This window comes from Bosea vaviloviae (genome assembly GCF_001741865.1).
Lineage (GTDB): Bacteria > Pseudomonadota > Alphaproteobacteria > Rhizobiales > Beijerinckiaceae > Allobosea > Allobosea vaviloviae.
The window spans coordinates 3,263,371-3,276,327 of record NZ_CP017147.1; the positions used below are offsets into that span (position 1 = coordinate 3,263,371).

Annotated in this window: 13 protein-coding genes and 1 pseudogene; 6 read left to right on the plus strand and 8 right to left on the minus strand. The window is 64.7% G+C overall.

The features are described 5' to 3' along the window. Positions 1 to 62: 62 nt before the first annotated feature. From BHK69_RS14995 to BHK69_RS15010, 4 genes and pseudogenes are all read right to left on the minus strand, one after another. Positions 63 to 1,631, minus strand: coding sequence for a S10 family peptidase (locus BHK69_RS14995; protein WP_083269439.1), 1,569 nt, complete (start codon positions 1,629 to 1,631; stop codon positions 63 to 65). A 144-nt stretch (positions 1,632 to 1,775) separates the two neighbouring features. Continuing rightward, the gene (locus BHK69_RS15000) at positions 1,776 to 2,237 is read right to left on the minus strand and encodes a (R)-mandelonitrile lyase (protein WP_069693676.1); all 462 of its coding nucleotides are present in this window, start codon (positions 2,235 to 2,237) and stop codon (positions 1,776 to 1,778) included. A 159-nt stretch (positions 2,238 to 2,396) separates the two neighbouring features. After that, positions 2,397 to 2,764, minus strand: a pseudogene (locus BHK69_RS15005) (cyclophilin-like fold protein). 25 nt (positions 2,765 to 2,789) lie between these two features. Then, positions 2,790 to 3,185 carry a (R)-mandelonitrile lyase gene (locus BHK69_RS15010; protein ID WP_069690801.1) on the minus strand — a complete coding sequence of 132 codons (396 nt, stop codon included), beginning with the start codon at positions 3,183 to 3,185 and terminating at the stop codon, positions 2,790 to 2,792. 301 nt (positions 3,186 to 3,486) lie between these two features. Here BHK69_RS15010 and BHK69_RS15015 point away from each other — a divergent pair, with 301 nt between their 5' ends. Continuing rightward, entirely contained in the window at positions 3,487 to 4,380 is an 894-nt protein-coding gene (locus BHK69_RS15015; RefSeq protein ID WP_069690802.1) for a LysR family transcriptional regulator, read from the plus strand. Between the two features lie 25 nt (positions 4,381 to 4,405). On the opposite strand, the gene BHK69_RS15020 is transcribed toward BHK69_RS15015, so the two are convergent. Continuing rightward, positions 4,406 to 5,197, minus strand: a complete 792-nt coding sequence (locus BHK69_RS15020; RefSeq protein ID WP_069690803.1) for a carboxymuconolactone decarboxylase family protein — start codon at positions 5,195 to 5,197, stop codon at positions 4,406 to 4,408. Positions 5,198 to 5,545: 348 nt separating this feature from the next. Here BHK69_RS15020 and BHK69_RS15025 point away from each other — a divergent pair, with 348 nt between their 5' ends. The 3 genes from BHK69_RS15025 (at position 5,546) to BHK69_RS15035 (ending at position 7,242) form a co-directional block, all read left to right on the plus strand. Further along, complete coding sequence (locus BHK69_RS15025) at positions 5,546 to 6,253, plus strand: SDR family NAD(P)-dependent oxidoreductase (RefSeq protein WP_425285570.1); 708 nt, start codon at positions 5,546 to 5,548, stop codon at positions 6,251 to 6,253. A gap of 101 nt (positions 6,254 to 6,354) precedes the next feature. Continuing rightward, complete coding sequence (locus tag BHK69_RS15030; RefSeq protein ID WP_069693678.1) at positions 6,355 to 6,750, plus strand: putative quinol monooxygenase; 396 nt, start codon at positions 6,355 to 6,357, stop codon at positions 6,748 to 6,750. 93 nt (positions 6,751 to 6,843) lie between these two features. Then, a complete protein-coding gene (locus tag BHK69_RS15035) occupies positions 6,844 to 7,242 on the plus strand; it encodes a DUF1330 domain-containing protein (RefSeq protein WP_083269445.1) in 399 nt (132 codons plus the stop codon). A 163-nt stretch (positions 7,243 to 7,405) separates the two neighbouring features. On the opposite strand, the gene BHK69_RS15040 is transcribed toward BHK69_RS15035, so the two are convergent. Together BHK69_RS15040 and BHK69_RS15045 are read right to left on the minus strand one after the other, a co-directional pair. Then, positions 7,406 to 8,428, minus strand: coding sequence for a DNA topoisomerase IB (locus BHK69_RS15040; protein WP_069690804.1), 1,023 nt, complete (start codon positions 8,426 to 8,428; stop codon positions 7,406 to 7,408). Between the two features lie 54 nt (positions 8,429 to 8,482). Further along, positions 8,483 to 8,749, minus strand: coding sequence for a hypothetical protein (locus BHK69_RS15045; RefSeq protein WP_342029727.1), 267 nt, complete (start codon positions 8,747 to 8,749; stop codon positions 8,483 to 8,485). Between the two features lie 523 nt (positions 8,750 to 9,272). On the opposite strand from BHK69_RS15045, the gene BHK69_RS15050 reads away from it, so the two are divergent. After that, on the plus strand, positions 9,273 to 10,298 hold the full coding sequence (locus tag BHK69_RS15050; protein ID WP_199578890.1) for a hypothetical protein: 1,026 nt from the start codon (positions 9,273 to 9,275) through the stop codon (positions 10,296 to 10,298). 138 nt (positions 10,299 to 10,436) lie between these two features. Here the strand turns inward: BHK69_RS15050 and BHK69_RS15055 are convergent, their stop codons facing one another. Continuing rightward, positions 10,437 to 11,327 (minus strand): alpha/beta fold hydrolase, encoded by an 891-nt coding sequence (locus BHK69_RS15055; RefSeq protein ID WP_069693680.1) that lies wholly within the window; start codon positions 11,325 to 11,327, stop codon positions 10,437 to 10,439. Between the two features lie 211 nt (positions 11,328 to 11,538). On the opposite strand from BHK69_RS15055, the gene BHK69_RS15060 reads away from it, so the two are divergent. Further along, positions 11,539 to 12,843 (plus strand): NRAMP family divalent metal transporter, encoded by a 1,305-nt coding sequence (locus BHK69_RS15060; RefSeq protein ID WP_069690807.1) that lies wholly within the window; start codon positions 11,539 to 11,541, stop codon positions 12,841 to 12,843. The last annotated feature ends 114 nt before the right edge of the window (positions 12,844 to 12,957 follow it).

Consider the following 12,957-nt stretch of genomic DNA (forward strand, 5'->3'; position numbering starts at 1 on the left):
CGAAGGCGTCGCCCGCCGGGCGGCGCCTTTTGCATGCAGAGCCTTCGGATAACGGCGCCGCCTCAAAGGCCGCGCCGCGCTTCGATCATCATGCGGACGGCTTCGCGCAGGTTCTGGCGCGAGGCGTCGCGCGAATAGAACATGTGGCCGCCTGGGAAGAGTTCGAGCTTGACCCGCGCCTCGTCGCCGAGCGGCGGCAGCTGATCGAGCAGGAGCTTGCTTTCGAAATAGGGCGTGACGAGATCGGTCATGCCATGCGCCACGATGACCTGCAGACGCGGATCGAGCGCCAGCGCGCTGCGCAGCTCCCGCATCGTTTCCCGGTCTCCCCGGCCTTGCCCATAGCTCCAGCGCCGTGAGACGTCCTCGTTGAGCAGGAAATAGCGGCCGTCGGGCTGCCATTTCAGCTCGTCGGCGTAGAGGCGCAGCATCGCGCCGGTCAGCGGGGCGGTGATGGCCTCCAACACCGCATCGGGCGCCTGGGTCCGGGCCGCGTCAGGGTCGGGGTCGAGAGCAAACACCGCCCCGTCATAGGGGCTGCCGACCAGTTGCCGATCGCGGCCGATCTCTCTCAGGAATGTGCCCGTGTCGATCTTTCCACCGAGCCGTTCGACAAGCATCCGGTCAAGCCCCGTCAACGCGGTGACCCTCTCGATGATCCGCTGCACCGCCGCCTTGTCGCGCGGCCCCTTCAACAAATCCGCGAGATAGTCGCCGGCGGCATAGCTCTCGGTCTCCAGGAGCGCCCGGCGCGACAGGCGGCCTTCGTGTTCGAGTCGGGTAGCTGCCAGCGACGGGAGCTGAACCGCCCAGCGCAGCGGCGATCCACGGGCATCGCGCTGATAGGTGAAGTCGAGCACGGGCGAGAGCAGCAGCATGCCCGACAGCCCGACCCCGTCGGATGTCTGCAACTCGCTGACGATCTTGGGCGCGCGAAAGCCGCCATAGCTTTCGCCGACGATGAATTTGGGCGAGCCGAGGCGGTCGTTGAGCCGCAGCCAGTTCGCGATGAAGCGCGCCAGCGACTTGTAGTCGCCTTCGGCCGACCAGAGCAGGCCGCGCGCATCGTCATTGCCGGGCGCGAACCGGCTGAAGCCCGCACCGACGGGGTCGATGAAGACGAGGTCGGTGAAATCCAGCCAGGTCTCGGCATTGGCGACGAGGTCGGTGGGAGAGGAGGGCGTGTCGCCCTGCCGGCCGAAGGGCAGGCGCCTGGGGCCCATGAGGCCGAGATGGAGATAGGCCGAGGCTGCGCCCGGCCCGCCATTGACGGCAAAGGTGACGGGACGCTCGGCCGCGACAGCTGCGCCTTCGCGGTCGAGCGCGTAGGAGACATAGGCGATCTCTGCCAGCAGCCGGCCGGATTGGTCGCGCACCGGCAGCGCTCCGGCCGTTGCCGTGTACTGCAGGGTCCGGCCGGGCAAATCGATCGTGTGGCGGGTCACGGACGGGGATGGCAAGGACTGGGACGGCAAGGCCGTGCCGGCAGCCCCCGACGATGCCGGAACCGCCTGCGATGGGCCGCCGCCTCGCGTCGCCCCGGCCCCTTGCGCAAAAACGCCTTCCGACTGGACCCAGGCGAAACTGGCGATCCAACCAGCGAAAGCGAGGCGGCGGAGGAAAGATGTCATGCAAGACCTCTGTAGCGCGCGATGAGTGTAACCGAGGGAAGGGGCGTTCGCCCGCGCCGCCGTTTCACGAAGCCGTCAGCGCTGCCTCGCCTTCGGGCAAGGGCGTTTCCCGCGCCCGCGCCGGATGCCTCATCTGCCCGGCGGTCATTTCCGGTACTCATCGTCCGTGACCTTCTCCAGCCAGTCGACATTCCGGCCATCGCGCATATTGGTGATGGCGATGTGTCTCATGCTGTTGGTCGCGGTGGCGCCATGCCAATGCTTCACACCGGGCGGTGTCCAGATTACGTCGCCGGGCTTGACTTCGCGCTTCTCGCCACCCTCCTCCTGAACCCATCCCGTGCCGTCGGTGACGATCAGCACCTGCCCGGCGGGATGGCTGTGCCAGTCGGAGCGGGCGCCGGGAGAGAACGAGACGTGGCCGCCCACATGCGTGCTTCCGCTTGGCGCGTAGAGCGGATCGACGACGACGGAGCCGGTGAAATTCTGGGCCGGCCCCTGAGCCGAAGCGCGCGAGCCGTTACGGGAGATCACCGAGCTTTCGCTATACGCAGGCGCGGCCGCGCCGACAGCGAGCGAGACAACGCACCACATGAGCGGCTTCATGAGCAGGGTCCTTTCCAGGTCGATCGGTTCCATCGATTTGGGCTGCGCAGGTTCCGCGGTTAAGGGCGCCGGGCAGGAAGGGCCTATGAGGCCCGCTCATGAAACCCTTGCTGACGGACCGGGTTGCTCCGCCCCGCCCTGGGCGGCGCAGGCTTGGGATCAGCGCGGGGCGATCCGGATCGTCACGTCGAGCGGCCCCGGTCCTGCCAGGGCCTCGACGCCATCCTTGATCGTTCCCAGCCTGACGAGGCTGGGGGAGTAGTCGAAATCCCGATAGAAGATCGCGAGATTCCGCCATGGTGCGGAATACGCGATGTCGCCGGGCGAGGGATCGAAGCCCGGCGCACTGCCTGCCGTCGAGAGCTTGCCAGGCAGGTGGCGACCTTCTCGGTCCGCGCATAGTCCTTCGGCGTCGCCCTCAGAGGCAGCAGGGCCGCGAAATCCCACGCCGCGGCGCTGTCGTCGAGCGTCGCGGAGAGCGTCCTGCCGTTGATAGCGTCGCCGTCGATGATGAGATGGATCGTCATGAGCGCTGCATGTGAACCCGACGCTTCATGCGCCGTACTGATCGTCCGAAACCTTCTCCAGCCAATCGACGGCCTTGCCGTCGAGCTGCTCCTGGATGGCGAGATGGGTCATCGCGGTCGTCGGCGATGCGCCATGCCAATGGCGTTCGCCCGGCGGAAACCAGACGACGTCGCCGGGCCGGATCTCCTCGATCGGCCCGCCCTCGCGCTGCACCCGCCCGAAGCCTTCCGTCACGATCAATGTCTGGCCGAGCGGATGAGTGTGCCAGGCCGTCCGGGCGCCGGGCTCGAAGGTGACGCGTGCGCCCGAGACCCGGGCCGGCGACGGGGCCGAGAACAGCGGGTCGACGCGAACGGTTCCGGTGAAGTAGTCGCTCGGGCCCTTGCCGGAGGGCTGGGAGCCTATTTTCCTGATGTCCATGGTGACCTCTTCCGTACAGTGCGTCTGTCCGCATCCAGCCAAACCGACGATGCGGGCATCAGATTCGCGGCGATGGGCGACCATATCGATGACCGGCCGGCGCGCGCCGCTCGCAGGCCGGGGCCATAGGATCAACCTGTCGTCGATATGGTACTCACGGAGCCCCGGGATAAGGCGGGCGAGATCGGATGGGCCTAGAAACGACCTTCATCAATGCCGTCTCGCCTGCAAGAGCGCGAAGCGGCCTTGCGCCCGCCGCTATCGGGCTCGATGACAGGCAAGCAATGAGAAGGGTTCATGAATGTCGCGCGAGAACATCAACGACTTGCTGGCCTTCCTCGCAGTCGCGCGCGAAAAGAGCTTCACCCGGGCCGCCGCCAAGATCGGCGTCTCGCAATCGGCGCTCAGCCACACCGTCAAGCATCTCGAGCAGCGGCTGGGCGTGCGCCTGCTGACGCGTTCGACGCGCAGCGTCTCGCCGACCCAGGCCGGGCAGCATCTCTTGCTGAATGTCGGGCCGCGTTTCGAGGAGATCGAGGCGGAGCTCGCCTTTCTCAGCGAGTTCAGGGACAAGCCGGCCGGCTCCATCCGGATTTCCGCGTCGGACGTCGCGATCGACACGGTGATCTGGGAGAAGCTCGTCCCGTTCCTGAGCGCCTATCCCGACATCAAGGTCGAGCTCGTCAGCGATTACGGCCTGGCCGATATCGTCGCAGAAGGCTTCGAGGCCGGCGTCCGCATGGGCGAGCAGGTCGCCAAGGACATGATTTCGGTGCGGATCGGCCCCGATATCCGCTTCGCCGTCGTTGCCGCGCCGAGCTATCTCGCCGATCGTACGACGCCCGAGGCGCCGCAGGACCTCGTCGGGCATTGCTGCATCAACCTGCGCCTGCCGACCTATGGCGGGCTCTATGCCTGGGAATTCGAAAAGGAGGGTCGCGAGGTCCGGGTCCGGGTCGAGGGGCAGCTGATCTTCAACAGCATCTTCCAGAATCTGAAGGCCAGCGTCGCCGGGTTCGGCATCGCCCATATGCCGGAAGAAATCGCCGAGCCCTATCTCGCCGATGGACGCCTGGTGCGTCTGCTCGGCGACTGGTGCCCGGTCTGGCAGGGCTACCACATCTATTATCCGAGCCGGCGCCAAGCCTCGCCGGCCTTCTCGCTGCTGATCGATGCGCTGCGCCATCGCAGGTAGCGCGGCGCCCGACGCAGCCTCCCGACTACTTCTTGCGGGACTCGAAAACGGTCTTCGCCACAGGCACGGTCGAGAAGGCGTTCGGCCAGCCGGCATAGAAGGCGATGTGCGAGATCACCTCGGACGCCTGCTCCTGCGTCAGGCCGTTATCCATGGCCCGGCCGAGATGGTAGGGAATCTGAGCGACCTGTCCGCCGGCGATCAAGGAGCTGACCGTCACCAGGCTGCGGTCGCGCGGCGCAAGATCGGGCCGCAGCCACAAATCGTTGAACAGCAGCCTGCCGGTGTCGTTCACCAGCCCTTGTGAAATCGGGCCGACATCTGCCTGGACGCGGGTCGCCCGGTTCTGCTCGCTGGCCTGGTCGAGCGGGAGCGGCGTCGGCGAGGCGGGGGGAAGTTGGTCGGGCCGCACGCCGCGCTGTGCGAAGATGTCCTTGGCCACCGCCACGGCCGCAGTCGCGTTGCCCCAGCCCGAATAGAAGGCGAGATGCGTGATGATCTCGGAAATTTCAGCCGGCTTCACGCCATTGTCGAGGGCCAGCGCAAGATGGAACGGCATCTCGATCGTCTGGCTGCGCGCGATCAGCACCGACAGTGTGACGATGCTGCGGTCGCGCGGACTTAAGCCCGGACGCTTCCAGAGATCGCCGAGCAGATTGTCCTGCGTGTATTTGTCCAGGGCGGGCGCGACGGAACGGACATCCGCAGAGGACAGGATGCTGGCCGGCGTCGAGGCGCGCGCCGGGCCGGAGCCGGTTTCGGCGATGGCAGCCGTCAACGTACCCAGCGAGATCAGAGCCGCACTGACGAGCTTCATGTCATGTTCCTTCCGATGATTCGATGACGGCGCCGACTGCCGTGCGAGCTTGCGCCGTGAGATCTTGCCAACGCGTCGCCCATGTCGGCCCCCAATTTGGCATCGCCCGAGCCCGGGTTTTAGGAGGCCTTTGGCGATAGGGCTCAGCAGCAGGATTCATGAATGGCGGCGTCGATCCAGCCCATCTCATTGATGAGGGCAATCGCTAGGCCCTAGCCGTGACGGCCGGCTAATCGGGGCCGCTCGGCCGACTTATCGTCCGTGCTCATCAAAACGACGGCAGGGATCGGTTCCGTGGACGGGTATTTCCAAGGCAAGGTTGTGCTGGTGACGGGCGCTGCCTCCGGCATGGGGCTGGCGACGGCGCGCGCCTTCGCCGAGGCCGGCGCGGCCGTGGCGCTGGCCGACATTCATGCGGATGCGGTCCGCTCAGCCGCCGGGACATTGACCGCCGCCGGGCATCGCGCCGTCGCTATCCCTTGCGACGTTTCCGATCTCGCCGCGGTCGCGGACATGGTCGCGCAGACCGTCGCGAGCTTCGGCCGTCTCGACGCCGCCTTCAACAATGCCGGCATCCAGAGCCCCGTCGCCGAGACCGCCGATGCGGACCCGGCCGATTGCGCCCGCGTCATCGGCGTCAACCTGACCGGGGTCTGGAACTGCATGAAACACGAGCTGATCCAGATGCGAAAGCAGGGCAGCGGCGCGATCGTCAACAACTCGTCGCTCGGCGGGCTCGTCGGCATCGGCGAACGCGGCATCTACCACGCCTCCAAGCACGGCGTCGTCGGGCTGACCAAGAGCGCCGGGCTCGAATATGCGGCTCGGGGTATCCGGATCAACGCGGTCTGTCCGGGCATCATCGAGACCCCGATGGTTACAGTCATGCTGGAGACCCAGGCCGACGCCATGGCGGAGATGATGAAGGAGGTCCCGATCGGCCGGCTTGGCCGCCCCGAGGAGATCGCCGATGCGGTGCTCTGGCTCTGCAGCCCGGCCTCCAGCTTCGTGATCGGTCACGCCTTGCCGGTCGATGGCGGCTACACCGTCCGCTGAATGCGAAACGGCAGCTTGAACGCGAGACGGCTGGTCGACGGCCTGTGCCGGCGAGCCCGTCTGAGATCGATGCGACCGACTGTCCTGCCGAGGAGGCAATGATGAGCATCAAAGATGTATCGATGGCGGCTGCGATCAGCATTGGCGCCCTGATCGGCGGTCATGCCTCCGCTCAGGACATGCCGACTGGCGTCGTCGTGCGGATCGCCGAGCTCGATATCGATCCCGCCAGGCTGGACGACTACAAAGCGGCCGTCAGGGAGGAGATGGCGGATGCCGTTCGGCTCGAACCGGGCGTGCTGGCGATCTATTCGGTGGCCGAAAAGGATAATCCGGCGCGGCTGCGGTTCTTCGAAATCTACGCCAGCGACGAGGCCTACAGATCACATCTCGAATCGCCCCACTTCAAGAAATACGTCGCCGTGACCCAGCCGATGATCACGGCGCGCAAGCTGATCGAGACCATTCCGGTCCAGTTGAGCGCGAAATCGAGATGAACCGGCGCCGGCCTGCGTCGCCCGAACCCGCCGGCCCATGGCAGCGCGATGTCCCACAGTTCGAGGCGCGATGATGCAGCTCAGGAGCAAGCGATGAAGACCCCTCTCATATTGTCCGTCGCCGTGACGGCGGCGATCTCTGGCGCGACGATCTTGGGCGCGGCTGCGCTTCATGCGCAGACGGGCGCGAGAGCGCCGCTGCCGGCCTTCTACATGGCGGATTTCGAACTGACCGATCCGGAGGGCATCAAGCCCTATAGCGCGCAAGTGGCGTCGACCTTCGAACCGTTCGGTGGCCGCTTCATCGTGCGCGGCGGGCGAACCGCCAATCTGGAGGGCGAACCGTCGAAAGGCCGCCTCGTCGTCATCGCCTTCGACAGCATGGAAAAGGCCCAGGCCTGGTATGATTCTCCCGCCTATCGTGCGCTGAGGCCCATCCGCCAGAACTCCGGCCGGTCGCATACTTTCATCATCGAGGGCTCGGGCAGTTGACGCCGTTCATGCGTCGCGCACCGCCTGCTCAAGGGGCCAGGCTCATGACACGCCGATGCAAGCTCAAAGCGCCGGAATGGCTCCTCAGGATGAGGCCGAGTGAATCTCAAACGATCTCTCAGCATAGCCGCCGGCGCTGCCGGCCGGTCTTCGGGATTGCGCCCTATCGCGTCGCGGCCTCGGCGGCCAGCAGGGCAAGCGCCCGCTCCGCACGCGAACAGCCGGCGCTAGCGCGCACGCCGTCATAGCAGGCCTTGAGCCGGCCGCTCGCATAGGCGTTGACGACGATCTCGTGGACATAGCTCTTGCGCACCACCGCCGGCGTGTTGGCGAGCCGCCCCGAGACCTCGCGCATGACCAGGGCAAGCTCGCGCTTCTGGTCGCCCGGCGCGGCCCCGTTCCCGCTTGCGAGCAGAAATTCCGCCGCAGCGGCATTGCCGGCGAGCATGCGCAGATCCTTGCTGCTGACGGAGCAACCCGAAACGCGGCGGAGATAGGCGTTGATCTCGCCGGCGCGAATTGGCGAGACGCTGCCATCGTCGCCACGATATTGCAGCAGCCGACGCCCCGGCAACGTCATGATGCGCTCGAGCGCGCGCGCCAGGGTCGCATCCTCGAAGGCGCAGGCGACCTGCACCCCGCTCTTGCCCCGGAACACCAGCGCGATCCGCCGGCGGGTCAACTCGACATGGCGCTTGAGCAGGGTCGAGGCGCCAAAGCTGCCATTGGCCGTGGCGTAAGCCTCGTTGCCGACCCGGATATGACAACGATCGATGATGGCGACCGCGCAGGCCAGCGCCTTGTCCCGCCCGAGCCCGCGCGTCCTCAGGTCGCGCGCGACGCTCGCGCGCAGCTTCGGCAGCGCACCGAGGATGCCAAGCAGCCGCTTCAATTTGCGGCGCTCGCGCCGCTTCTCCCAGGCGGGATGATAGCGATGCTGGACGCGCCCGGCCTCGTCCCTGCCGATGGCCTGCAAATGGGCCTGCGGGTCGGCTGCGATGCGGACATCCTCATAGGCGGGCGGCACCGCCAGCGAGCGAATGCGGGCGAGCGTGCCGGCATCCCGGATCGCGCACCCTGCCGCATCGCGATAGCTGAAACCCTTGCCGCGTCGCAGGCGGCGGATCGTCAGCTCGTCCGCCGCGACCTTGTGCAATCGCGTGCCTGGCTGTCGAGCTTCGCCCATGACCCTTCGCCTATGACCCTTCGCTTGAAACGCTCCACGCGCGACGCGGAGCCATTATGCCGCCTCCCGCCGCGAGGGCTTGCCGCCACGCCGGGACGGAGCTTTCCGGGACAGCTTTTGCCGGGACAGGTCCTTCCGCGACAGATCCTGCCGGGACAGCTCATCGGCGCGATTGAGATCGTCCTGCGTGAACACCGGAATCGGGTCCGTCAGAATGGCGCTGAGCACGGCGCCATCCAGCTGGCCGTTGGCGATGACGAAGGCGAGCGCCTCGCGCGTCTCACGTTCGGCGCGAAGCTGCGCAGCCAGCGCCGCGATCAACCTGTCCTTCGCCGTCCGATGCATGACGCCACTCCCGCGCAACCCTCGCCCCATCAACGTGCCGGGCACAGGGCTGTTCCCGGGCGAGTGGTGAAGGTGAACCGCCGCGACTCATGATCCAAAGTCTTCGGCATCCAAAGTCTTCGGAGCTGTTGTGTCGAGCGGAGGGGCTAGCGGGGTCATGCCCATAAATCGATCGCGCCGGATTTGTCTTCAGTTACCAAGTCTTCAGAGCCAAGTCTTCCGAGCCAAGTCTTCAGCTGACAAATCTTCAGTGCCAAAGGCTCTTCAGGGCCAAAGGCGCGATGAAACCCAAATCCCTCAGGGAGCTTGAACACGCTGACAAACCGGCCGTGTCGCTTACCTAGCGAAACAAAGCCAGGAGAATAATGAGCGGCAGGGGAACCCCCAACATCCAAAGTAATATGCCGCGTCCCATGATCGGGCCTCCCGTTTTATGTCTCCGCTTTGTGCCTGATGAACCCCCGACCTTTCCGAGGGTTCCACTGTTCCTAGTGGAACCATGTCACTACCGATCTCGTTCTACAGACGTCACATGTGTGACGATGGAGGGCATCATGGACGGCATCATTTATCTCGTCGGGCTCATCGTGGTCGTCTTGGCGATCCTTTCGTTCCTCGGCTTGCGATAAGGGGCAGTATCATGTCGATGGGCACAACTGACGTCGTCGTCGTCTCCCCAACGACCGCCAAGAGCGGTGCGGACGGCTCTTATCTCGAATGGAGCGCCATTTTCGGTGGCGCGGTTCTTTCAGCGGCCATCACCACGGTCATGGCCGCTTTCGGCTCAGCGCTGGGCCTGTCACTGATCTCAGCCGATACGACGCGCTCCTCCAGCCTGGTGGCCCTTACCGTCGCCGCAGGCCTTTGGACCATCTGGATCACCGTGTCGGCATGCTATGCCGGCGGCTATCTCGCCGGCCGCATGCGCCGCCCGGCCGGCGATGCCAGCGACCATGAACGCCATGTCCGGGACGGTGCGCACGGGTTGATCGTATGGGCTGCCGGGGCACTGCTGGTGACGATGATAGCAAGCTCGTCGCTCTTGGGTGCAGCCAAGACGGCAGTGACTGGCGCGGCCGCGGCTGCCGGGGGAGCAGCCACGCTGATCAACCAGCAGGCCGACCCGCTGGGCTCGGCACTGGACTCGGTGATGAGATCCACGGGAACGACGCCCCCGACCGCGAGCGAGCGTGAGGAAGCATCACGGATCCTCATAACTGGACTCCGTTCGGGAAAGCTCGAACAGGCGGATCGCGACTACCTCGCCACGCGCGTCGCTGCCCGGATGAATATCCCGCAGCCCGAGGCCCAGAAGCGCGTCGATGATGCCTTCGCCAAGCTTGAACAGGCCAAGGAAGCGGCCAAGCAGGCCGCCGAGCGTGCGCGCAAGACGGCGGTCATCACCGCCTTCCTGACTGCAGCCGTGTTGATGCTTGGCGCTGCCGCGGCCTGGCTGGCTGCCCAGCTGGGCGGAAAGCATCGGGACGAGGAAATCGATCTTAGCGCCTTGTTCGGCGGGCGTTGACCGGAGCACTCCAAAGTCAACTCCGCCATATGGTCTCTACAGCACCAGGCCGAATACGATATTCGGCCTGGTGCTGTAGTCCAAATCTCGACGACGTCTCGACTTCCCTTCCCGAAGACCAGATTCCCCTTTCGAAGATCAAGGCGGACAAGAACGCTCCGACCCTGGCGTGTCGGCGCTGATAAAGCGGAGCAACTCCGCAGCCAGCCTGTCAGGCGCTTCTTCAGCCATATGATGCCCGCTATCGATGCCATGGCCGCGGAGGTCCGGTGCCCAGGGCCTCCAGATCGCCAGTACATCACCGTATAGCTCCTCCAGATCGTCGCGCAGCGACCAGAGGCTCAACACCGGGCATCGCAGGAACTTCCCTTGGCGGCGATCCTCTTCGTCATGCAGGCGATCAATGCCGAGGCCTGCTCGATAGTCTTCGATCATGCCATGCACCGTCCGGGGGTCGTGGATAGCGCGTTGGAAGTCAGCAAAATTCTCGATGCCCATGGCCTCCGCCGAGCCGCCATACCAAGCGTCCGGATCGGCGAGAACGGCGCGCTCTGGCTTGTCTGGCTGCGCAAAGAAGAACCAATGCCACCATTGGCGGGCAAATCGTTCGGTGCAGCGGTCCAGGGCCTCGATAATCGGGACGGCATCGAGAATGGCGAGATGGTTGACCGAATCCGGGTGGTCCATGGCTGTGCGGAAAGCGGTGTACGCGCCGCGATCGTGGCCAACCAGAGCAAAGCGGTCAAAGCCCAATGCCCTCATCAAGGCGATGCAATCGCGAGCCTTGGCGCGCTTTGACGAGCCGGAATGATCGACGCTATCGGGAGGTTTGTCCGACTGGCCAAAACCTCTCAAATCCGGGCAAACGACCGTGTGGGTCCGCGCGAGGATGGGCGCGACACGATGCCAAGTCGTGTGAGTGCGGGGATGTCCGTGCAAGAGCAGCACGGGTGGTCCGGCGCCGCCGTGGCGGACGCGCAGTGTCGCTTCGGGCGTTTCAATAAAGTCGAGTTGAAAATTCTCGAACACAATCACCCCCGGTTTTGCGCTGAGACATGAACGGCGCTCGGGAGCGCGCGTTCCAAAATTTCTGGCCTCGCCCAAGTTTCTGGCCTCGCCCAAGTTTCTGGCCTCGCCCAAGTTTTTGATCTCGCCCAAGTTTTTGAATTCGCCAGGGAATGGGAACGCAAGCGTCAGCTCGACAGTTCTCCTCGTCGGAATGCCAAACGGAGAGAAAACCATGGCAAACGTAGCTGATGGCAGTCTGGCCAAGGAGCGGGCGCTGTCTTGGCGAGGTTTTCGAGGCGCTGCCCTCTTCAAGCAACTTGGCCCTGGATTGGTCACCGGCGCGGCGGACGACGACCCCAGCGGCATCGCGACCTATTCACAGGCCGGAGCCCAGTTTGGCTTCAACATGCTCTGGACGATGGCCCTGACTTATCCGCTCATGTCCGCCGTCCAGCTTGTCAGCGCGCAAATCGGACGGGTCACTGGATGCGGGCTTGCGCAGAACCTTGGCCGGATCCTGCCTAAGTCAGTCGTCCTGGTCCTGGTCGGCCTGCTTTTCATCGCCAATACGATCAATATCGGCGCTAACCTTGCAGCCATGGGCGCTGCCGGTAACCTCGCCTTCGGCGGGCCAGCTCTCATCTACACCCTTGCGCTCGCACTCCTGTCGCTGGGCCTTCAACTCTTCGTCCCTTACGAGCGCTACGCGGTCTATCTCAAATGGCTGACACTCGTCCTGCTGGCCTATGTTGCGGTCTTGTTTGCAGCGAAGGTCGACTGGCCGGCCGTCGCCTGGGGCTTTTTAGCACCAGAGCTTTCGTTCAAAAGCGACACCGTGGCGATGGTCGTGGCGATCTTTGGCACAACGATCAGCCCCTATCTGATGTTTTGGCAAACCAGCCAAGAGGTCGAGGAGATCGAGCGGAAGCCTGTCGATGAACCGCTGCGGAAAGCACCCGATCAAGCAGATCGCCAGCTTGCGCGGATGCGGTTCGATACCTTCGTTGGAATGGCCGTTTCGAATCTCGTCGCCATCGCGATCATGATCAGCACGGCGGCGACTCTCAACGTTCAGGGAAAGACAGAAATCAGCAGCGCAGCCGAGGCAGCCGAAGCGCTTCGGCCTATCGCAGGCGACTTCGCTTTCATGTTGTTCAGCCTCGGCATCATTGGAACTGGCCTGCTGTCCCTGCCGGTTCTCGCCGGCTCGGCAGCCTATGCCTTGGGGGAGTCGCAAGGGTGGGAATGTGGATTGGAGAACAAACCCTGGGAGGCCAGAGGTTTCTATAGCGTCATCGGCATGGCGACCGTGCTTGGCCTTCTGATAGGCTTCTCTCCGATTGATCCGATCAAGGCGCTGTTCTGGAGCGCTGTCGTCAATGGTTTTGTCGCGGTGCCTGTCATGGCCTCAATGATGTGGGTTGCGACGCAACGGGACAATATGGGGCGCTTCGTCGCAAACATGCCGATCCGCATTCTGGGATGGGCAGCCACTGCGATGATGGCCCTCGCCGCAGCGAGCATGCTTGTCGTTTGACGTATCGCTGGCGGCATGAATGCTATCCGCGACGAGGGCCCCCAAATGGGTAGCGCGGGCCGAAAGGTTGTCTCTTTTCGAACGACAGGTTTCTTTATCATCAGCCTAACCGAG

Bases quoted from the DNA above. Each gene is read 5' to 3' on its own strand.
- BHK69_RS15030 (WP_069693678.1), top strand. From the start codon at position 6,355: ATGAGCATCAAAGATGTATCGATGGCGGCTGCGATCAGCATTGGCGCC.
- BHK69_RS15035 (WP_083269445.1), top strand. From the start codon at position 6,844: ATGAAGACCCCTCTCATATTGTCCGTCGCCGTGACGGCGGCGATCTCT.
- BHK69_RS15020 (WP_069690803.1), bottom strand. From the start codon at position 5,197: ATGAAGCTCGTCAGTGCGGCTCTGATCTCGCTGGGTACGTTGACGGCT.
- BHK69_RS15040 (WP_069690804.1), bottom strand. From the start codon at position 8,428: ATGGGCGAAGCTCGACAGCCAGGCACGCGATTGCACAAGGTCGCGGCG.
- BHK69_RS15010 (WP_069690801.1), bottom strand. From the start codon at position 3,185: ATGGACATCAGGAAAATAGGCTCCCAGCCCTCCGGCAAGGGCCCGAGC.
- BHK69_RS15000 (WP_069693676.1), bottom strand. From the start codon at position 2,237: ATGAAGCCGCTCATGTGGTGCGTTGTCTCGCTCGCTGTCGGCGCGGCC.
- BHK69_RS15050 (WP_199578890.1), top strand. From the start codon at position 9,273: ATGTCACTACCGATCTCGTTCTACAGACGTCACATGTGTGACGATGGA.
- BHK69_RS15015 (WP_069690802.1), top strand. From the start codon at position 3,487: ATGTCGCGCGAGAACATCAACGACTTGCTGGCCTTCCTCGCAGTCGCG.
- BHK69_RS15025 (WP_425285570.1), top strand. From the start codon at position 5,546: ATGGGGCTGGCGACGGCGCGCGCCTTCGCCGAGGCCGGCGCGGCCGTG.
- BHK69_RS15060 (WP_069690807.1), top strand. From the start codon at position 11,539: ATGGCAAACGTAGCTGATGGCAGTCTGGCCAAGGAGCGGGCGCTGTCT.
- BHK69_RS14995 (WP_083269439.1), bottom strand. From the start codon at position 1,631: ATGACATCTTTCCTCCGCCGCCTCGCTTTCGCTGGTTGGATCGCCAGT.